We start from the raw sequence: 19,830 nt of genomic DNA, 5'->3' as shown, positions 1-19,830 counted from the left end.
CCCTCATACCACCACGTTGACCAGCCGCCCCGCCACCACGATCACCCGCTTGGCCTGAGCGCCTTCCGCGTGCTTGATGAAGGCTTCGCTGGCGAGCGCGAGCTTCTCGATCTCCTGCTTCGTCGCGGCCGCCGGAACACGCAGCGAGCCGCGCAGCTTGCCGTTGATCTGCAGCATCAGCTCGATCTCGTCCTGCTCGAGCGCACCGACGTCGACCACGGGCCATGGCGCATCGAGCAGATCGCCCATGTCCTTGTCATAGCCCAGTTCGTGCCACAGCTGGTGCGCGATGTGCGGCGTCGCCGGATAGAGGCACCGCAGCAGGATGCCCATGCCTTCGCGCACGGCAGCGCGGTCACCCGCATCGGCGGCTTCGGGCTTGAAGCCTTCGAGCGCATTGAGCAGCTTCATCGCACCCGACACCACCGTGTTGTATTGCATGCGCTGGTAGTCGTAGTCGACCTGGCGCAGCACCGTGTGCACCTCGCGCCGCAGCGCCTTGGCGTCCTTGCCGAAGACGGGAGCTTGCGTGGCGGCGCCTGCACCGGACGTCGCCCCCTGAAGCGCCACGCCGAAATTCCAGACCCGGCGCAGGAAGCGGTAGCTGCCTTCCACCGCTGCATCGTTCCATTCGAGCGTCGCCTCGGGCGGCGCGGTGAACATGGTGTAGAGCCGCGCGGTATCGGCGCCGTATTTTTCGATCAGATCCTGCGGATCGACGCCGTTGCGCTCGGTTTTGCCCATCTTGCCGACGCCACCGTATTCCAGCTTCGTTCCGTCGGCCAGCGTGCCGCCGGTGATCCGGCCCTGCGCATCGAGCACGGGCGTCACATCCGAGGGCGGGAAGTACTCCTTGCCGCCCTTCTCGCCGCGCGTGTAGAAGATGTGGTTGAGCACCATGCCCTGCGTGAGCAGCTTGCTGAAAGGCTCGTCGACCTTCACGAGGCCGAGGTCGCGCATCACCTTGGTCCAGAAGCGCGCATAGAGCAGGTGCAGGATCGCGTGCTCGATGCCGCCGATGTACTGGTCCATCGGCATCCAGTACTTCGCGCCTTCGGCCACCATGGCGTCGTCGTTCTTCGGATCGCAGTAGCGCATGAAGTACCACGAGCTGTCGACGAAGGTGTCCATCGTGTCGGTCTCGCGCCGTGCGGCCTTGCCGCACACCGGACACACGACGCCCGCATGGAAGCCCTCGTGCTTCGCGAGGGGGTTCCCCGATCCGTCGGGCACGCAATCGGTCGGCAAAACGACCGGGAGGTCATGCGCCGGCACCGGCACGGCGCCATGCTCTTCGCAATGGATGATCGGGATCGGCGTACCCCAGTAGCGCTGGCGGCTCACGCCCCAGTCGCGCAGGCGCCAGGTGGTCTGCATCGCACCCAGGCCCTTCTGCTCGAGCGCATGCGCCACGGCCTTGACGGCCTCGACGTGCGACATGCCGCTGAAGTTGTCCGAATTGATGGTCACGCCGCGCTGCTTGTCGGCGTACCAGTCCTGCCAGCGGTGATAGTCGAAGTGCGGCTCGTCGTCGACCAGCACGACCTGGATGATCTCGATGCCGTACTTGTTCGCAAACGCGAAGTCACGCTCGTCATGCGCAGGCACGCCCATCACGGCGCCATCGCCGTAGCTCATCAGCACGTAGTTGCCGACCCAGAGTGGAACCTGCTCCTCGGTGATCGGGTGCGTCACGGTCAGGCCGGTGGGCACGCCCTTCTTTTCCTGGGTGGCGAGTTCGGCCTCGGTGGTGCCGCCGGCCTTGCATTCCTCGATGAACGCGGCGAGCTTCGGGTTGTGCTTCGCGGCGTGCAGTGCGAGCGGATGCTCCGGCGCCACGGCGCAGAAGGTCACGCCCATGATGGTGTCGGCGCGCGTCGTGAAGACGTACATGCGGCCGCCCTGGATCAACTTGCCCTTGTCATCCTTGATCTTGTGCATGAAGGCGAAGCGCACGCCTTCGCTCTTTCCGATCCAGTTCTCCTGCATCAGCTTGACGCGCTCGGGCCAGCCCGGCAACTTGTGCTGGGTGTGCTCCAGCAGTTCCTCGGCGTAGTCGCTGATCTTGAGGTAGTAGCCGGGGATTTCGCGCCGCTCGACGGTGGCGCCCGTGCGCCAGCCCTTGCCGTCGATCACCTGCTCGTTGGCCAGCACGGTCTGGTCGACCGGGTCCCAGTTGACGACCTGCGTCTTGCGGTACGCGATGCCCTTTTCGAGCATCTTCAGGAACAGCCACTGGTTCCACTTGTAGTAGCTCGGATCGCAGGTCGCGATCTCGCGGCTCCAGTCGATCGCCAGGCCCATGGCCTGGAGCTGGCTCTTCATGTAGCCGATGTTCTCGTAGGTCCACTGCGCCGGCGGAACGCCGTTCTTGAGCGCAGCGTTCTCTGCCGGCAGCCCGAAGGCGTCCCAGCCCATGGGCATCAGGACGTTGTAGCCGCTCATGCGCAGGTAGCGCGTGAGCATGTCGTTGATGGTGTAGTTGCGCACGTGGCCCATGTGCAGCTTGCCGCTGGGGTAGGGCAGCATCGAGCAGGCGTAGTACTTCTTCTTGCGCGCGTCCTCGGTCACGCGGTAAGCGTCGGCAGCCGTCCAGTAGGCCTGGGCTGCGGACTCGACGTCACTGGGTTTGTAGCTGGGGTTCATTGGGCTTGGGCAACGGCCCGGCGCCAGGCGGCCGGGGGAAGGCGGATTATCGCGGGTACTGAGATGGCCCACTTCTCGCATGCCACAATGATTTACGAACCCGAGAGGCTTCCCATGGTCAAGGACTGGTGGCGCGGAGCGGTGATCTACCAGATCTACCCGCGCAGCTTCATGGACAGCAACGGCGATGGCATTGGCGACTTGCCGGGCATCACTGCCCGGCTCGACCATGTGGCCGAGCTGGGCGTGGACGCGATCTGGGTTTCGCCCTTTTTTCGGTCGCCGATGAAGGATTTCGGCTACGACGTCGCCGATTACCGCGCGGTCGACCCGATGTTCGGCACGCTGGAGGACTTCGACGCACTTCTCGCCCGCGCCCACGCGCTGGGCCTCAAGGTGATCATCGACCAGGTGCTTTCGCACACGTCCGACCAGCACGCCTGGTTCGCCGCCAGCCGGGCAAGCCGCCAGAACCCACAGGCCGACTGGTATGTCTGGGCCGATCCCCGGCCCGACGGCACGCCGCCCAACAACTGGCTGTCGGTTTTCGGCGGGTCGGCGTGGCAATGGGATTCGCGGCGGCGGCAGTACTACCTGCACAGCTTCCTGGCCGAACAACCCGACCTCAACTTTCACTGCACCGCCGTGCAGGACACCCTGCTCGGCGAGGTGCGCTTCTGGTGCGAACGCGGCGTCGACGGCTTCCGCTTCGATGCCTGCAACCACCAGTTCCACGATCCGCAATTGCGCGACAACCCGCCGGCGGACGGCGGCGCAGTGAGCACGGTGCGCGCCGACAACCCCTATGCGATGCAGCAGCACTTGTACGACAAGAGCCAGCCGGAAAACCTGCGCTTTCTCGAACGGCTGCGTGCCCTTCTCGACGAATACGGCGCCGTGGCGCTCGGCGAGGTCGGCGACGAGGACGCGCCGCCCGTGATGGCGCAGTACACGGAACATGGCAAGCGCCTGCATCTGGCCTACAGCTTCAGCCTGCTCACGAGCGAGCACAGCGCGCGCCATGTGCGCACGCAGGTCGAGGCGCTCGACCGCGCGCTGGCAAAAACCAACGGTTGGGGTTGCTGGGCCGTGTCGAATCACGATGTGCCGCGCGTCGCCACCCGTTGGAATGCCGGCGGCCCGGACGACACCCGTCGTGACCGGCTCTGGCTCGCCCTGCTGTTATCGCTTCGCGGTAGCGCGAGCGTCTACCAGGGCGAGGAACTCGGCTTGCCCGAGGCCGAGGTGCCCTTCGAGTTGCTGCAGGATCCGTACGGACGTGCGTTCTGGCCGGAATTCAAGGGCCGCGACGGCGCTCGCACACCGATACCGTGGGTTGCCGATTTGCATCAGGCCGGTTTCACGAGCGGCACGCCGTGGCTGCCAGTTTCCGACAAGCATATTGCGCTGGCCATCGATCGCCAGGCGAACGATTCGGAGTCGATGCTCCATTTCAGCCGCGCCCTGCTGCGCTGGCGGCGCCGGCAGCCATTGCTCCAAACGGGCAGCATGCAGTTCCTCGATGCGCCCGAACCATTGCTCTGGTTCGAGCGGCGTCTGGGCGATTCCGCCATCCAGGCGGTGTTCAACCTCTCCGCCGAGTCGACCTCACTGGCCTTGCCGCAAGCGCTCGAGCCGATGACGGACGCGCCCGTTGCCGGCGCACAGGTCGAAGGCACGACCCTCATGCTGCCGCCCTTCGGCGTTTTCTTCGGAGAACCGCTCCATGCTTCCTGATTCCGAAGTCCGTGCCCTGATGCGCGCCGAGCACGGCGATCCTTTCGCCGTGCTGGGCCCGCATCGGACGGACGAGGGCTTGCGGGTTCGCGCCCTGTTGCCCGGCGCAAAGTCCGTGACGGTCATGCAGTCCGAGTCAGGCTGGCCGCTGGCGGAGTTGGGCCGGCAAGGCGACAGCGATCTGTTCGCCGGGCTCGTTCCCGCATCGGAAGCCCGGCTCGGCTATCGCTTTCACGTCGACTGGGGCACGCACAGTTCGCTGCTCGAAGACCCCTATCGCTTCCCGCCCGTGCTGGGCGAAACCGATGTCTGGCTGCTGGCGGAAGGCACGCACCTGCGCCCCTTCGAGCAACTCGGTGCGCATCTGCGCGAGATAGACGGCGTGCGCGGCGTCGCCTTCGCGGTGTGGGCGCCGAACGCGCGCCGCGTGTCGGTGGTCGGCGACTTCAACCAATGGGACGGCCGCCGTCACATGATGCGGCTGCGGCGCGAATGCGGCGTGTGGGAGATCTTCGCGCCGCACCTCGCGCCCGGCGACAGCTACGAATTCGAGATCCTGTCGGCCCACGGCCACGTGCTGCGCAAGGCCGATCCCTTCGGCTTCTCCGCCCGGCTGCGGCCCGACACCGCCTGCGTCGTCCAGCCGCTGCCGCCGCCGGCCAAAGTGCCGGCCGGGCGGGCCCAAGCCAACGCTCGCAACGCACCCATCAGCATCTACGAGGTGCACATGGGCTCATGGCGACGCAAGAACGGTCACGAATGGCTCGACTACCGCGAACTGGCCGACACGCTGGTGCCCTATGCGCGCGACATGGGCTTCACCCACATCGAGCTCCTGCCGATCAGCGAGCATCCCTTCGATGGTTCCTGGGGTTACCAGCCGATCGGCCTCTACGCCCCGACCTCGCGCTTCGGCACACCCGGTGATTTCCGCGCCTTCGTCGAAGCGGCGCATGCCGCCGGACTCGGCGTGATCCTCGACTGGGTGCCCGCGCATTTCCCGACGGATTCGCACGGCCTCGGCAGCTTCGACGGCACCGCGCTCTACGAATACGCCGATCCGCGCGAGGGCTTCCACAACGACTGGCAGACGCTCATCTTCAACTACGCACGCACGGAGGTGCGCAACTACCTCGTCGGCAACGCGCTGTACTGGCTGGAGCGCTATGGCGTGGACGGCCTGCGCGTCGATGCCGTGGCGTCGATGCTCTATCGCGACTACAGCCGGGAGCCGGGCCAATGGGTGCCCAACGCGCAGGGGGGCCGCGAGAACCTGGAGGCGATCGACTTCTTGCGCCGCATGAACCACGTGGTGGGCGTGGAACGGCCGGGCACCGTGACCATCGCCGAGGAATCGACCAGCTTCCCTGGCGTGACGCGTCCTCCCGAAAGCGGCGGCCTCGGCTTTCACTACAAGTGGAACATGGGCTGGATGAACGACACGCTGGCCTATGCCGGTGTCGATCCCGTCTTCCGCAAGTACCGCCACCAACAAATCACCTTCGGGCTGATGTATGCCCACAGCGAGAACTTCGTGCTGCCGCTGTCGCATGACGAAGTGGTGCACGGCAAGGGCTCGATGATCGGGCGCATGCCGGGGGATCTCTGGCAGAAGTTTGCGGGACTGCGCAATCTGTATGGGTATCTCTGGGCCTACCCGGGCAAGAAGCTGCTTTTCATGGGCGGGGAGTTCGCGCAATGGGCCGAGTGGGACGCCGATCGGAGCCTGGACTGGCATCTGCTCGAGCAGGCTTCTCATCAAGGGATTTGGCGACTGGTGAGGGATCTGAACAACGTATATCGGCATTTCCCGGCGCTGCACGAGATGGACAGCGAGCCGCACGGGTTTGAGTGGCTGTGTCATGACGATGTGGATCAGTCGGTGTTTGCGTTTGTGCGTCGGGCTCGGGATGGGAGCTTTGTGGTGGCTGTTTGCAACTTCACGCCGGTGGTGAGGCATGGGTATCGGTTGGGGGTGCCTGCGGCGGGGGCTTATCGGGAAATCATCAATACCGATAACGCTGTGTATGGGGGGAGTGGGATGGGGAATGGGGTTGTGGGGAGCGAGGACTTGGCTTGGCATGGACAGCGGCAGTCTGTTGTGGTTTCTGTGCCTCCGTTGGGGACCTTGATGTGGGTGGTGGTTTGACTGGTCTCTTTGAGGTGGGGGGCCGGGTCTCGCCCCGGCGGGCGACTCACTTTTCTTTGTTTCGCCAAAGAAAAGTAAGCAAAAGAAAGGCGACCCCACTGTGCGTGTCCCTGCGCTTCGCTTCGGGCAACCTGCGGTGCTCGCTTCAGGCGGGGTCCGCGCGAAACTCGCTACGCTCAAACACGCGCAGCCCTGATCCGCCTGAAGCTGCGCTCCTCGGCACGCACAGAGGGGACCCCAACACGAAGACCAATACCAAGGCAGAACGCGCCGTGGCGCGTCCTTGTGTTTTTGGTTTGGGTTTGGGGTTGGCTGTTGGTATTGGTATTGGTATTGGTATTGGTATTCGGCAGGCCGAGCGAAGCGACGGCCCGAGCACTCCCTTCTGGGGGTGCCGAGGAGCGGAGCTTTTCGTGGATCAGGGCCGCGCGTGTTTGAGCGCAGCGAGTTTGCGCGGACCCCACGAAAAGCGAGCACCGCAGGTTGCCCGTAGCGAAGCGAAGGGACGCCCACAGCAGGGTCGCCTTTTCTTTGCTTACTTTCTTTTGGCGAAGCAAAAGAAAGTAAGTCGCCCGCCGGGGCGAGTCCCGGCCCACAGCCTCACCAACAACCCAAAATGCTGACCCCAGGCACCCCCTACCCCTTAGGCGCAACCCCAGGCCCAGCAGGAGTCAACTTCGCCCTGGCCGCCCCGAGAGCCACAGCAGTAGACCTCTGCCTCTTCGACCCCACAGCCCAACACGAGCAACAACGCCTGAGGCTGACAACAAACACCAATGGCATCTGGCACACCCTCCTCCCCAGCGCCCGCCCAGGCCTCATCTACGGCTACCGAGTCCACGGCCCCTGGTCCCCTCACGAGGGCTATCGCTTCAACCCAGCCAAGGTACTCCTGGACCCCTACGCCCGCGAAGTAGCAGGCCGCTACAACGGCGAAGACCTGTTCCTGGGCCACGACCCTTCGCACCCCAACCAACCCGACCCGCGCAATAACGCAGCCATCGCCCTCAAAGCCCGCGTCGTCGCCCCCTTACCGCCAGCAGCCCCGGAACGCCCCCGAATCACACCAGCCGACCGCGTCCTCTACGAACTCCACGTACGCGGCCAGACCCAGCGCCATCCAGTCGTCCCCCCCGACCTGCGCGGCACCTACGCCGGCCTCGCCGAACCCGCTGTTCTGGACCACTTCCAGCGCCTCGGCATCACAACCCTGAACCTCATGCCCGTCCAGCACCGCGCAGACGAATCGCGTCTCCTCGCGCTCGGTCTCAGCAACTACTGGGGCTACAGCCCCATCGGCTGGTTCGCCCCCGAAACCCGCTACTGGAGCGGCCGCCCGGGAACAACCCCCACGAGCGAGTTCCGCGCCATGACGGACGCCGTGCACGCACGCGGCATGGAGGTCGTGATCGACGTGGTCTTCAACCACAGCGCCGAGACCGACGAACTCGGCCCCACCCTGAGTCTGCGCGGCATCGACAACGCGCTCTACTACCACCTGCGGCCGGACGCCCCCGCGCTCTATGAGAACTGGACCGGCTGCGGCAACTGCCTGAACCTTGCCGAGCCGCGCGTCGTGCAGCTCGTGATGGACAGCCTGCGCCATTGGGTCACGCAGCTCGGCGTCGACGGCTTTCGATTCGATCTCGCGCCGATCCTCGCCCGCCGCGAAGGCGGCACGTTCGATCCTCGCGCCCCGTTTTTCGCCGCCGTCGCGCAAGACCCCGTATTGGCCCAGGCACTGCTCATCGCCGAGCCCTGGGACGTCGGCGCCGGCGGCTACCGCCTCGGCGAATTCCCGCCCGGATGGCTGGAGTGGAACGACCGCTTCCGCGACACGCAGCGCGGCTTCTGGCTTCACCAGAGCGTCGGCGTCGGCGAGTTCGCGCGTCGCTTTACGGCGTCGAGCGATGCATTCCAGCACGACGGCCGCGCGCCCACCGCCAACGTCAACTTCGTCACCGCGCACGACGGCTTCACCCTGCGCGACCTGCTGAGCTACAACGAGCGCCACAACCTCGCCAATGGCGAGAACAACCGTGACGGCCACAGTCACAACCTCAGCCGCAATTGCGGCGTCGAGGGCGACACCGACGACCCCGACGTACTGGCCGAGCGTCGACGCCTGCAACGCGTACTACTGGCGGCGTTGCTCCTGTCGCAAGGCACGCCGATGCTGCTGGCCGGCGACGAGCTCGGCCAGACCCAAGGCGGCAACAACAACGCCTATTGCCAGGACAACGACACGACTTGGCTGGACTGGAACCATGCCGACGCCAGTCTCGTCGCGTATGTCGCCCGCCTGCTGGCGCTGCGCCGCGAGGCCGAGCCGTTGCGCCACGCGCAGTGGTGGCCCGCGGCTCCCTCACTCGGCGATACAGCGCTGCACTGGCTGGCCCCGGACGGACACGCCATGACGACGGCTGACTGGGAGCGCGGCGACCTGAATGCGCTGGCAATCCTCTTCGAAGCGCCGATGCCTGGCGTGAATTGGCTGGTCCTGGTGAATGCCGAGACGCACGAAGTCGCATTCCAACTGCCGGCGGGATCGTGGATTCGCCGACTGGCCAGCGACGCGGACACCGATGACGCGCACGCGCGGTCGCTCCAAAGCCTGGAGAGATTGCCTCCGGGAAGCCTCTGGATCGCAAAAACATAGGAGCCAATCGCCCGCCGGGATGCTAGGCTGACTCACCGGGAAAAAAACCAACGGAGGCCACTGATGGACGACATCGAGCAACCGACATTGCAAGCCCACCAACTCGTTCGACGCACCATCGCGCTGGTGCTGGCGGGCGGCCGGGGTTCCCGGTTGAAGCAGCTCACCGACCGGCGGGCCAAGCCGGCGGTCTACTTCGGCGGAAAGTTCCGGATCATCGACTTCGCGCTGTCGAACTGCCTCAATTCAGGCATACGGCGCATGGCGGTGGTGACGCAGTACAAGTCGCACTCCCTGATGCGCCACCTCCAGCGCGGATGGAGCTTCCTGCGCGCCGAGCTCAACGAGATGGTCGACGTCCTTCCCGCCCAGCAACGCGTGGGCGACGAGCACTGGTACCGCGGCACGGCCGATGCCGTCTACCAGAACCTGGACATCATCCAGACCCGATCGACGCCGCACGACTACGTGGTCGTGCTGGCGGGCGATCACGTCTACAAGATGGACTATTCGATCACGCTGACCGACCACGTCGCGCATGGGCGCGGCTGCACGGTCGGCTGCATCGAGGTGCCGCGCATGGAAGCGGTCGCCTTCGGCGTGATGGCGGTCGACAAGGACCGCAACATCACCGGCTTCCTCGAAAAGCCCGCCGATCCGCCCGCGATGCCCGGCAATCCGGACGCGGCCCTGGCGAGCATGGGCATCTACATCTTCGATTCCGAATACCTCTACAAGCTGCTCGAGGAAGACAGCGTCAACCCCGATTCGGACCACGACTTCGGCAAGGACATCATTCCGCGCGCAGTGGCAGAGGGCCGCGCAGTGGCCCATCCGTTCGGCATGTCTTGCGTGACGCGTGCCCGGCGCGGCGCGGATGCGCAGGCCTACTGGCGCGACGTGGGCACGATTGATGCATTCTGGGCAGCCAACCTGGACCTGGCCTCGATCACCCCGGAACTGGACATCTATGACACCGACTGGCCCATCTGGACCTACCAGCGACAGTTGCCACCGGCCAAGTTCGTCCTCGACCGCGACGGCAAGCACGGCATGACGGTCAACACGATCGTTTCCGGCGGCTGCATCGTCTCGGGCTCCAAGGTGAGCAGCTCGGTATTGTTCTCGGGCGTTCGCGTGCATTCGTTCTGCGTCATCAACGAGGCCGTGCTCCTGCCTGATGTCCAGGTCGGCCAGGGGAGCCGGCTCAACAAGGTCGTCATCGACCGCGCCTGCATCATCCCGGAGCACACGGTGGTCGGCGAAGATCCGGAGGCCGATGCCGCGCGCTTCGAACGCACGGAAGGCGGCGTGGTCCTGATCACGCGCGAGATGCTCAAGCGCCTCGGGGCACCGCAATAAGGCATGCGGGTTCTTCAAGTCAGCGCCGAACTTTTTCCCTTGCTCAAGACCGGAGGGCTGGCCGATATCGCGGGTGCACTGCCCCTGGCACTGATGGCGGCGGGCCAGGACGTGCGGGTGCTTCTGCCCGGCTTTCCGGCCATCGCCGCCGGCGTCAGCGATACGGTCGTTGTCACCGAGTTCGCGGCGCCATGGGGCCAGCGGGTGCATTTGCGTTTCGGCCGAATACCCGTCAACGGGTCGGCGGGCATTCCAGCCTATGTGATTGACGCGCCCTTGCTTTACGACAGGCCCGGCAACCCTTACGAGGACCCGAGCCGCCAGCCCTACGGCGACAACCATCGCCGCTTCGCGCTGCTGGGTTGGGCGGCCGCGCAGATCGGGCGGGGCCTTGATCCGGCCTGGCAGCCCGAGGTCGTGCACGCGCACGACTGGCACGCGGCGCTCGCGCCGGCCTACCTCGCTTTTGCGCCGCCCAACGGCCGCCCGCGCGTGGGCAGCGTGTTCACCGTGCACAACCTCGCCTATCAAGGCCTGTTCGCGCCCTGGCATTTCTCCGAACTGGGTTTGCCCGCAGCGGCCTTCGGCGTCAACGGGCTCGAATACTATGGGCAGCTGTCCTTCATGAAGGGCGGGCTGTGCTTCGCCGATCGCATCACGACGGTGAGCCCGACCTACGCGCGAGAGATTCAGACGCCCGAACAGGGCTGCGGGCTGGATGGCCTCCTGCGTGCCCGATCCGGCGTCCTCAGCGGCATCCTCAATGCAGTCGACGATCTGGTCTGGAATCCGGCCACCGACGTGCTGATACCGCATTGCTACGACAGCCGCCGCATGGCAGGCAAGACCCGCTGCAAGTCCACGCTGCAGGAAGAACTGGGTCTCGCACCGCAGCCCGACGCGCCGCTCTTCGTCGTGGTGAGCCGATTGACCGAGCAAAAGGGCCTGCACCTGGTACTCGGAGGGCTCGACGCCTTGATCGCCCAGGGCGGCCAGCTTGCCTTGCTCGGCAGCGGCGATGCCGATCTGGAAGCCGCCTTTCGCCAACGCGCCGCCGATGCCCCGCAGGCGGTCAGCGTCACGCTGGGCTACAGCGAAGACCTCGCGCACCGCCTGTTCGGCGGTGGTGACATGACGCTGGTCCCATCGCTTTTCGAGCCTTGCGGCCTGACGCAGATGTACGGCCTCAAGTACGGCAGCCTCCCACTGGTGCATCGCGTAGGCGGCCTGGCGGACACGGTGGTCGACGCCACGCTCGAAGACATGGCCAGCGGTGACGCCACCGGCTTCTCGTTCGACACCTTCGCCGCCGCGGACTTCGCTCGCGCTGTTCGCCGCGCCTTCGCGCTCTACCGGCGGCCCACCGACTGGCGCGCCGTTCGCGCGAATGCCATGAGCCGCCCCGCCGACTGGGGCACCGCCGCCGCGCGCTACCTCGACGTCTACGCCAAGGCCCTGGCCTGATGTCCATCCGCGAACCAACCCCGTTGCCATCATGACCATCGAAGACTTCAAGTACGACCATCCCGACCGCGACGTCGCCGCCTTCAAGCGTGCCGTCGCCAACAAGTTGATCTACGCGGTCGGCAAGGACCCGGTGGCCGCGAGCCCCGACGACTGGCTGCATGCCGCCGCCTTCGCCGTGCGCGACCAGATCGTGGAGCGCTGGATGAGCACCACCCGCGCCATCTATGCGCAGCGGCTCAAGCGCGTCTACTACATGTCAATGGAGTTCCTGATCGGGCGCACCCTGACAAACGCGCTGCTCGCGCTGGAACTCCAGGACACCGTCAAGCAGGCGCTGGCCGATTTCGGCGTCGACATCCAGGCGCTCGTCGAACGCGAGCCCGATGCCGCCCTGGGCAACGGCGGCCTGGGCAGGCTGGCGGCCTGCTTCCTCGATTCGATGGCCACATTGGGCGTGCCGGGCCTCGGCTACGGCATCCGCTACGAATACGGCATGTTCCGCCAGCGCATCGTCGACGGCCAGCAGGTCGAGACCCCCGACTACTGGCTCACGCGCGGCAATCCGTGGGAATTCCAGCGGCCCGAGGTGACCTACCGCGTGCGCTTCGGCGGCCACGTGCAGCGGCGCGAAGGCAAGGGCGTGCCTTACGGCGCGGCGAAATGGGTCGACACCCACGACGTCCTGGCCGTCGCCTACGACACCATCATCCCCGGCTACGGCACGCAGGCCACCAACACGCTGCGGCTGTGGTCGGCGCGCGCGTCGGAAGAAATCGACCTCTCGGCCTTCAACCGCGGCAACTACATGCAAGCGGTGGAGAGCAAGAACCACTCGGAGAACGTCTCCCGCGTGCTCTACCCGGACGACTCCACGCCCTCGGGCCGCGAATTGCGGCTGCACCAGGAATACTTCTTCGTCAGCGCGAGCGTGCAGGACCTCGTGCGCCGCTACCTGCGCAATCACACCGGCTTCGACGAGCTGCCCGACCAAGTCAGCATCCATCTCAACGACACGCACCCGGTGCTGGCCGTCCCGGAGCTGATGCGCCTGCTGATTGACGAGCACGACCTGGCCTGGGACACGGCATGGGCCCACACGCAGAAGGTGTTCAGCTACACCAATCACACGCTGATGCATGAGGCCCTGGAGACCTGGCCGGTGGAGATGTTCGGGCGGATTCTTCCGCGCCATCTGCAGATCCTCTTCGACATGAATGCACGCTTCCTCGCGAGCGTGACGCAGACGCACGGCCACGACACCGAGCTGATGCGCCGGTTGTCGCTCATCGACGAATCGGGCGAGCGCCGCGTGCGCATGGCCTACGTGGCTGTGCTGGCGAGTCATTCGGTCAACGGCGTGTCGGGCCTGCATTCCGAACTCATGAAGCAGTCGATCTTCGCGGACTTCGCCAAGCTGTTCCCGGAGCGCTTCAACAACAAGACCAACGGCGTCACGCCTCGACGCTGGCTGGCGCAGGCCAATCCGCCGCTCGCGGCCCTGATCGACGCGCGCATCGGCCGCGGCTGGCGACGCGACCTGACGCAGCTCGAGGTGCTGCGGCCGATGGCGCAGCAGCATCCCTTCGTGCGCGCTTTCCGCCACGCGAAGCGCGAGAACAAGCTGCGGCTCGCGAACTGGATCGACGAACACCTGCGCATCGACGTCGACACCGACGCGATGTTCGACGTGCAGGTCAAGCGCATTCACGAATACAAGCGGCAGCTTCTCAACGTGCTGCACGTGATCACCCGGTATCACCGCATCCTGGACGCGCCGGAGGCAGCACACGTGCCGCGCGTGGTGGTGTTCGCCGGCAAGGCCGCCTCGGCCTATCAGATGGCCAAGCTGGCAATCCGGCTCATCAACGACGTCGCGCACACGATCAACAACGACGAGCGCGTGGGCAAGCTGCTGAAGGTCGTGTTCATCCCGAACTACAGCGTGAGCCTGGCCGAACTCATCATGCCGGCGGCCGACCTTTCGGAGCAGATCTCCACGGCTGGCACCGAGGCCTCGGGTACCGGCAACATGAAGTTCGCACTGAACGGCGCGCTGACCATCGGCACGCTCGACGGCGCCAATGTCGAGATGCGCGACAACGTCGGCGCGGACAACTTCTTCATCTTCGGCAACACCACGCCGCAGGTGGCCGAAATCCGCGCCGGCGGTTACCAGCCGCGCGACATCTACGAAAGCAATCCGGAGCTTCAGCGTGTGCTCGACAGCATCCGCGACGGCGCGTTCTCGCCCGGCGAGCCGGCGCGCTACCAGGAGATCTTCGACGCGCTCGTGAGCTGGGGTGACCACTACTTGCTGCTGGCCGACTACGCGAGCTACATCGAGGCGCAAGGAAAGGTCGATGCGCTGTACCGCGACCCGGACGCGTGGACCCGCATGGCGATCCTCAACGTGGCCGGGATGGGGGCGTTTTCCTCGGATCGCACGATCGCGCAGTACGCCCACGAAATCTGGAAAACAAGACCTGTGGCCTTGAGCTAGCCCCCTGGCTTGGGTCGAGGCGCTTCGGTGACGAAGCCGATGCGGCTCAAGCCGGCCTTGTTCGCGATGCCCATCAACTCGACGACCTTGCCGTAGGGCACGGTCTGATCGGCGCGAAGCTGCACTTCGGTATCGCGGCTGTCGGCCGCGGCCTTTGCCAGCCCGGCGGCCAGCTCTTCCGTCGTCACCGGCCGGTCGTTCAGGAACACCTTGCCCGCAGCGTCGACCACGAGCGAAACAAACTTCGGCGTCTCGTTAGGCTGCCCGGCATCGGTGCGAGGCAGGTCGAGCTTGATCGAGCTCGCCATCAACGGCGCGGTGATGATGAAGATCACCAGAAGCACGAGCATCACGTCCACGAGCGGCGTGACGTTGATGTCCGACAGAGGGCGCTGCCCGCCGGCGCCGGTCGATCGTCCGCCGGTTGCCGTGCTGCCGAGCGATGTGCGACCGAAGGCCATGGTCTGCCGCCTTTACACGGGCATTGGCCGCGCCGGCGGCAACGGAGCCTCGCGATGCGCGGGCTCACCCAGCATGCCGAGCAGGTCGTGCGCGAAACCTTCGAGTTCGGCCTCGATGCGGCCGACCACGCGCCCGAACACGTTGTAGGCCAGCACCGCCGGAATCGCGACGGCCAGACCGAAGGCGGTCATGATGAGCGCCTCGCCGACGGGGCCCGCCACCTTGTCGATGGTGAAGCCGCCGGTTTCCCCGGCAATGCCGACCAGCGCGCGGTAGATGCCCCAGACCGTCCCCAGCAGCCCGACGAACGGGGCCGTGGCGCCCACGGTGGCGAGCAGGATCTGGCCGGCCTGCAGCCGCCGCAATGCGGCATGGAGGGCGTCGCGAAGCACCCGCGTGACACGCTGGGCCCGGTCGACGGCACCACCGAGCGTGGCGTTGTCGGGGCGCACCGCGAGGTTGCGGACCGCGCTCACCGCCGGCAATACCAGTGCCGCGCGATCGAAGGCCTTGAGGCTCAGCTCGGCCTCTTCCAGTGACCTCGATTGCCAGAAAGCCGCGATGCTGCGCACCACGTCGCGCGTGCCGCCGCGCAACAGCCAGGCCTTCCAGAGAATCATCACCCAGCTCGACACCGACATCAGCAGCAGGAGAGCCGCCACTGAACGGCTCACGCCGTCGCCGTGGGTCAGCAGCTCCAGAACACTCATGCCGGCGCTCAGCGCAGGCCCAGAACGTCGAACATGTCGAAGAGGCCCGCGCGCTGGTTCGCGAGGAAGCGAACGGCGCGCAGGGCGCCTTGCGCATAGCTCTCGCGACTCGCCGACTTGTGGGAGATCTCGATGCGCTCGCCCGTGCCCGCGAACAGCACGGTGTGGTCGCCCACGATGTCGCCGCCACGGATCGCCGCGAAGCCGATGGTCGACGGATCGCGTTCACCGGTGATGCCTTCGCGGCCATACACAGCGCAGGTCTTGAGGTCGCGGCCCAGCGCCTCGGCGATGACCTCGCCCATCTTGAGCGCAGTGCCCGAAGGCGCGTCCACCTTGTGGCGATGGTGCGCTTCGATGATCTCGATGTCGTAGCCGGTCGACAGCGCCTTGGCTGCCATTTCGAGCAGCTTGAAAGTGACGTTGACGCCGACGCTCATGTTGGGCGCCAGCATGATCGCGATGTCCTTGGCGGCCGCGGCGATCTCGGCCTTCTGCGCATCGCTGAAGCCGGTGGTGCCGATCACGAGCTGTACGCCGAGTTCGCGGCAAGCGGCGAGATTCGCCATCGTGCCTTCGGGCCGCGTGAAGTCGATCAGGACCTGCGCGTCCTTGAGGCCGGTACGCAGGTCTGCCACGACCGGCACGCCGCTCGTGAAGCCCAGAAACGCAGCGGCATCGGTGCCGATAGCGGCGCTGCTCGCAATGTCGAGCGCGCCGGCGAGGCAGCAGTCCTGCGCCTCCCGCACGGCTTCGATCAACATGTGGCCCATGCGCCCGGAGGCACCCGCGATGGCGACGCGCCGGGGGGTGGAAGAGGTGGGGGAGGAAGAGTCAGTCACGCGTTTCAGCCTCGGGAAATGCGGAATTCAAAAAAAGCACGCCGGCCGAACCGGCCGGCGCGCGCTCAGCGCGTTTCGAGCGGAGGGTAGGCTGCGGGCAACGGCGGCGGCGCCTTGGTCTCGTCTTCGGACTGTTTGTCCTTGTCCTTGGGATCGTACTTCTTGAGCTGGTCTTCCGTCGCTTCAAGCGGCGGCGCCTTGCCGCTGTGTGCGCGGGTGTCGAGCGTGGCGACGAATTCTTCCTCGCTCGGCATGGGATCGCCCTCGAAGCGGTCGAGCACGTCGCCGTTGAAGAAAAGCGTCAAGCGGCGCTGCTGAGGCTCAACGCCCTGGCGCCGGATCGTGAAGACGTAGTCCCAGCGATTGGAATGGAAAACATCGGTCAGGAGCGACGTGCCGAGGATTTCTCGCACCTGCTGGCGCGACATGCCGGGCTTGAGCGCCGCGACCTGTTCCTTGGACACGAAATTGCCCTGGACCACCTCGACCTTGTAGGGCGTCACGGCGGTCAGCGCACCGCGCGTGCTGTTGCCGATGCTGCTGCAAGCGCCGAGGCACAGGCTCGCCGCGATGGCGCCAGCGAGCAGCCAATGACGGCGTTGTGGAAAGGCGGGCATGAGGAAAGGGATGGACGATATGATCGAATCATTGTAGCGGTTGCCCTCTGTGGGGCCTTTCCGCGAGGACCGAAGGGACGGCGCACGAAACATCATGACCAACATCGACGAACTGAAGAACACAGGCCTGAAGGCCACGCTGCCGCGCCTCAAGATCCTCGAGATCTTTCAGAACGGCGGCCAGCGCCATATGACGGCCGAAGACGTATTCCGCGTGCTGCTCAACGACCACTCCGACATCGGCCTGGCCACGGTCTACCGCGTCCTGACGCAGTTCGAGCAGGCCGGCATCCTGGAGCGCAGCCACTTCGAGAGTGGCAAGGCGGTCTACGAACTCAACGAAGGCAAGCACCATGACCACCTGGTCTGCACGTCCTGCGGCAAGGTGGAGGAGTTCTACGACGCCGAAATCGAGCGACGCCAGCAGATGATCGCCAAGGACAAGGGCTGGATCCTTCAAGACCACGCGATGTCGCTCTACGGCCTTTGCGGCGACTGCGTCAGCAAGCGCTAGCTTGCTCGCCCCCAGGTTGCCCGGCACTTTGTGTCCGGGCGCCCACCCCCTACCGGGGGCAACACCAGCGGCCCGGCGAAGCCGGTTCCGCGGTGTTTCACCAACGGGCCTGGCTGCGCTGGCCGAGGGAACAGGCGTTTTGTATTTTTCTTCGGCTGCGCGAAGCGCGCCCCTTCGTGGGCAGTCGCGGAACCGGCTTCGCCGGGCCGCTGACTGCGCCCCCGGTAGGGGGTGGGCGCCCGGACACAAAGTGCCGGGCAACCTGGGGGCGAGCTAGTCATCCTCTCGTGCGCTTTCCATCGCCTTGTGGTGGCGAGCGACGAAATCGGCATAGGTATCGATCCCGCGCAATTGCAGGATCGAGTTGCGCACGGCGGCCTCGACCAGCACGGCGATGTTGCGGCCGGCCACGACCTGAATGATCACCTTGCGCACCGGAATGCCGAGCACGTCCTGCGTCAGCGGTGCCGACGGCATGCGCTCGTAGTCGCGCTCGAAGCTGTCCCGCCGCACCAGGTGCACGATCAGCTTGAGCCGCATCTTCCGGCGCACGGCCGTCTCGCCGAAGATCGCGCGGATGTCCAGGAGGCCGATTCCGCGCACTTCCAACAGGTTCTGCAACAGTTCCGGGCAGCGGCCTTCCAGCGTGGTCTGGTTGATGCGGTAGAGATCGACCGCGTCATCGGCCACCAGGCCGTTGCCACGCGAAATCAGTTCCAGGCCGAGCTCGCTTTTTCCGAGCCCGGATTCGCCCGTGATCATCACGCCCAGACCCAGGATGTCCATGAAGACCCCGTGCATCGAGGTCCGCTCGGCGAAATGCTTCGAGAGATAGGCGCGCAGCAGGTCGATCACGAAGGCCGACGACTCGCGCGTAGCGAACAGCGGCAGTTGCGCACGCTCGCAGATCGACAGCAGCGCGTCCGGCGCGGGCTGACCGTCGGCCAGCACGAGCATCGGCGGTTCGAGAGTGACGATGCGCGCGACGCGTCGCACGCAGTCGTCCGGGGTTCCGCGCGTCAGGTAGGCAACCTCGCGGGCGCCGAGGATCTGGACGCGGTACGGATGGATGTAGTTGAGATAGCCCACCAGGTCGGCGGCCGACTGGGCGCGGCTGATGACGTCGGGGTCGAACTGGCGCTCGGACGCGCCTAGTCCGGCAAGCCACTCCCACCGGAGCGACCCGCGGAACTCCTCGAACATCGCGTCGGCGCTGATGACGGTCGGCTTCATGGCCCGGCCCGTCCTGCGCTTGACCGCTTCAGGCGACCTGGGCGGACTGCCATCCTGCGATCAGGGCATGCAGCGCCGCGGCGTCCGTGCTCGACTTGATCTGCTCGCGCAGGTTGGCGTCGCTCAGGAGCTCGGCGATCTCGGAAAGTATTTCGAGGTGTTTCTGGGTTGCCGCTTCGGGCACGAGCAGGAAGATGAGCAAGACCACGGGCTGCTCATCGGGCGCGTCGAACCCGATCGGGTTGGCAAGCTGGAACACGGCGGCCATTGGAGACTTGAGCCCCTTGATGCGGCCGTGCGGGATGGCAACGCCGTGGCCCAGGCCGGTCGAGCCCAGGCGCTCGCGCGCAAAGAGGCTGTCGGTGATGAGGGCGCGGCCGAGGCCATGCAGGTTTTCAAACAGCAGGCCGGCTTCTTCAAAAGCACGCTTCTTGCTGGTGGCGTCGACGCTCACGAGCACTTGAGCGGGCGGCAGGATGGACGCGAGTCGGTTCATGTTGATGCGGGGCGGGGGCGATTATGCACCCACCCCGCAAAAAGCAAAGGGCCGCTCGAAAGCGGCCCGCAAGAGTATTTGCCCGAAGTGTGGAACTACATCACACGCTTGGGCGCTTCGTGATGGTGATCCTGCAGGCGGTCCTTGTGGCGAACGACCTGCCGGTCGAGCTTGTCGACCAGTTCGTCGACAGCAGCGTAGAGATCAGCGTGGCTCGACTCCGCGAACATGTCATTGCCCTTGACGTGAATATTGCACTCGGCTCGTTGCCGGCGTTCCTTTTCCTTTTGCTTTTCCACCGTGAGGATCACCTTGACATCGACGACCTGGTCGAAGTGGCGGGTGATCCGGTCCAGCTTGCTCGTAACGTAGTTGCGCAGGGCGGGGGTGACGTCGAGGTGATGACCGCTGATCGTCAAATTCATGAATGACCTCC

15 protein-coding genes are annotated in these 19,830 nt (G+C 65.7%); 7 read left to right on the top strand and 8 right to left on the bottom strand.

The window, feature by feature from the left end; translation table 11 throughout:
- Positions 1-3: 3 nt before the first annotated feature.
- Entirely contained in the window at positions 4-2,646 is a 2,643-nt protein-coding gene (leuS, locus tag AC1DN9_RS15945; protein ID WP_478101801.1) for a leucine--tRNA ligase, read from the bottom strand.
- An 87-nt stretch (positions 2,647-2,733) separates the two neighbouring features.
- On the opposite strand from leuS, the gene AC1DN9_RS15940 reads away from it, so the two are divergent.
- The 6 genes from AC1DN9_RS15940 (at position 2,734) to AC1DN9_RS15915 (ending at position 14,520) form a co-directional block, all read left to right on the top strand.
- Entirely contained in the window at positions 2,734-4,383 is a 1,650-nt protein-coding gene (locus tag AC1DN9_RS15940; RefSeq protein WP_478101799.1) for an alpha-glucosidase, read from the top strand.
- Positions 4,373-6,532: a 1,4-alpha-glucan branching protein GlgB gene (gene glgB / locus AC1DN9_RS15935; protein ID WP_478101797.1), complete on the top strand. Its 2,160-nt coding sequence runs from the start codon at positions 4,373-4,375 to the stop codon at positions 6,530-6,532. Before AC1DN9_RS15940 ends, glgB begins: the two co-directional genes overlap by 11 nt.
- Before the next feature lie 616 nt (positions 6,533-7,148).
- Entirely contained in the window at positions 7,149-9,191 is a 2,043-nt protein-coding gene (gene glgX / locus AC1DN9_RS15930) for a glycogen debranching protein GlgX (RefSeq protein ID WP_478101796.1), read from the top strand.
- A gap of 63 nt (positions 9,192-9,254) precedes the next feature.
- Positions 9,255-10,553, top strand: a complete 1,299-nt coding sequence (gene glgC / locus AC1DN9_RS15925; protein ID WP_478101794.1) for a glucose-1-phosphate adenylyltransferase — start codon at positions 9,255-9,257, stop codon at positions 10,551-10,553.
- 3 nt (positions 10,554-10,556) lie between these two features.
- The gene (glgA, locus tag AC1DN9_RS15920; protein ID WP_478101793.1) at positions 10,557-12,017 is read left to right on the top strand and encodes a glycogen synthase GlgA; all 1,461 of its coding nucleotides are present in this window, start codon (positions 10,557-10,559) and stop codon (positions 12,015-12,017) included.
- A 31-nt stretch (positions 12,018-12,048) separates the two neighbouring features.
- Positions 12,049-14,520: a glycogen/starch/alpha-glucan phosphorylase gene (locus AC1DN9_RS15915; protein WP_478101791.1), complete on the top strand. Its 2,472-nt coding sequence runs from the start codon at positions 12,049-12,051 to the stop codon at positions 14,518-14,520.
- On the opposite strand, the gene AC1DN9_RS15910 is transcribed toward AC1DN9_RS15915, so the two are convergent.
- The 4 genes from AC1DN9_RS15910 to AC1DN9_RS15895 form a co-directional block, all read right to left on the bottom strand.
- Positions 14,517-14,981 (bottom strand): ExbD/TolR family protein, encoded by a 465-nt coding sequence (locus AC1DN9_RS15910; RefSeq protein WP_478101789.1) that lies wholly within the window; start codon positions 14,979-14,981, stop codon positions 14,517-14,519. The genes AC1DN9_RS15915 and AC1DN9_RS15910 overlap by 4 nt on opposite strands.
- A 12-nt stretch (positions 14,982-14,993) precedes the next feature.
- Positions 14,994-15,692: a MotA/TolQ/ExbB proton channel family protein gene (locus tag AC1DN9_RS15905; RefSeq protein WP_478101785.1), complete on the bottom strand. Its 699-nt coding sequence runs from the start codon at positions 15,690-15,692 to the stop codon at positions 14,994-14,996.
- A gap of 8 nt (positions 15,693-15,700) precedes the next feature.
- A complete protein-coding gene (gene dapB, locus AC1DN9_RS15900) occupies positions 15,701-16,534 on the bottom strand; it encodes a 4-hydroxy-tetrahydrodipicolinate reductase (RefSeq protein ID WP_478101776.1) in 834 nt (277 codons plus the stop codon).
- A 65-nt stretch (positions 16,535-16,599) separates the two neighbouring features.
- The gene (locus AC1DN9_RS15895) at positions 16,600-17,151 is read right to left on the bottom strand and encodes an outer membrane protein assembly factor BamE (RefSeq protein WP_478101774.1); all 552 of its coding nucleotides are present in this window, start codon (positions 17,149-17,151) and stop codon (positions 16,600-16,602) included.
- 94 nt (positions 17,152-17,245) lie between these two features.
- Between AC1DN9_RS15895 and fur the strand changes: the two genes are divergently transcribed.
- On the top strand, positions 17,246-17,665 hold the full coding sequence (gene fur / locus AC1DN9_RS15890) for a ferric iron uptake transcriptional regulator (protein ID WP_478101773.1): 420 nt from the start codon (positions 17,246-17,248) through the stop codon (positions 17,663-17,665).
- Between the two features lie 273 nt (positions 17,666-17,938).
- Here the strand turns inward: fur and hprK are convergent, their stop codons facing one another.
- From hprK to hpf, 3 genes are all read right to left on the bottom strand, one after another.
- Positions 17,939-18,898, bottom strand: coding sequence for an HPr(Ser) kinase/phosphatase (gene hprK / locus AC1DN9_RS15885; RefSeq protein WP_478101772.1), 960 nt, complete (start codon positions 18,896-18,898; stop codon positions 17,939-17,941).
- A 28-nt stretch (positions 18,899-18,926) separates the two neighbouring features.
- Positions 18,927-19,394, bottom strand: a complete 468-nt coding sequence (locus AC1DN9_RS15880; RefSeq protein ID WP_088958292.1) for a PTS sugar transporter subunit IIA — start codon at positions 19,392-19,394, stop codon at positions 18,927-18,929.
- Positions 19,395-19,489: 95 nt separating this feature from the next.
- Positions 19,490-19,819: a ribosome hibernation-promoting factor, HPF/YfiA family gene (gene hpf / locus AC1DN9_RS15875; protein WP_068640485.1), complete on the bottom strand. Its 330-nt coding sequence runs from the start codon at positions 19,817-19,819 to the stop codon at positions 19,490-19,492.
- Positions 19,820-19,830: the final 11 nt, after the last annotated feature.

The organism is Variovorax sp. 05L425 (genome assembly GCF_056397705.1).
The sequence above is the reverse complement of the archived record's forward strand: the minus strand, read 5'-3'. Positions and strand labels throughout refer to the sequence as shown.

What these genes read in the sequence shown, in the direction of transcription:
- glgX (WP_478101796.1), top strand. Translation starts at nt 7,149, where the DNA reads ATGCTGACCCCAGGCACCCCCTACCCCTTAGGCGCAACCCCAGGCCCA.
- glgA (WP_478101793.1), top strand. Translation starts at nt 10,557, where the DNA reads ATGCGGGTTCTTCAAGTCAGCGCCGAACTTTTTCCCTTGCTCAAGACC.
- glgC (WP_478101794.1), top strand. Translation starts at nt 9,255, where the DNA reads ATGGACGACATCGAGCAACCGACATTGCAAGCCCACCAACTCGTTCGA.
- AC1DN9_RS15910 (WP_478101789.1), bottom strand. Translation starts at nt 14,981, where the DNA reads ATGGCCTTCGGTCGCACATCGCTCGGCAGCACGGCAACCGGCGGACGA.
- hprK (WP_478101772.1), bottom strand. Translation starts at nt 18,898, where the DNA reads ATGAAGCCGACCGTCATCAGCGCCGACGCGATGTTCGAGGAGTTCCGC.
- fur (WP_478101773.1), top strand. Translation starts at nt 17,246, where the DNA reads ATGACCAACATCGACGAACTGAAGAACACAGGCCTGAAGGCCACGCTG.
- leuS (WP_478101801.1), bottom strand. Translation starts at nt 2,646, where the DNA reads ATGAACCCCAGCTACAAACCCAGTGACGTCGAGTCCGCAGCCCAGGCC.
- AC1DN9_RS15895 (WP_478101774.1), bottom strand. Translation starts at nt 17,151, where the DNA reads ATGCCCGCCTTTCCACAACGCCGTCATTGGCTGCTCGCTGGCGCCATC.
- AC1DN9_RS15880 (WP_088958292.1), bottom strand. Translation starts at nt 19,394, where the DNA reads ATGAACCGACTCGCGTCCATCCTGCCGCCCGCTCAAGTGCTCGTGAGC.
- hpf (WP_068640485.1), bottom strand. Translation starts at nt 19,819, where the DNA reads ATGAATTTGACGATCAGCGGTCATCACCTCGACGTCACCCCCGCCCTG.
- AC1DN9_RS15905 (WP_478101785.1), bottom strand. Translation starts at nt 15,692, where the DNA reads ATGAGTGTTCTGGAGCTGCTGACCCACGGCGACGGCGTGAGCCGTTCA.
- glgB (WP_478101797.1), top strand. Translation starts at nt 4,373, where the DNA reads ATGCTTCCTGATTCCGAAGTCCGTGCCCTGATGCGCGCCGAGCACGGC.
- AC1DN9_RS15915 (WP_478101791.1), top strand. Translation starts at nt 12,049, where the DNA reads ATGACCATCGAAGACTTCAAGTACGACCATCCCGACCGCGACGTCGCC.
- AC1DN9_RS15940 (WP_478101799.1), top strand. Translation starts at nt 2,734, where the DNA reads ATGATTTACGAACCCGAGAGGCTTCCCATGGTCAAGGACTGGTGGCGC.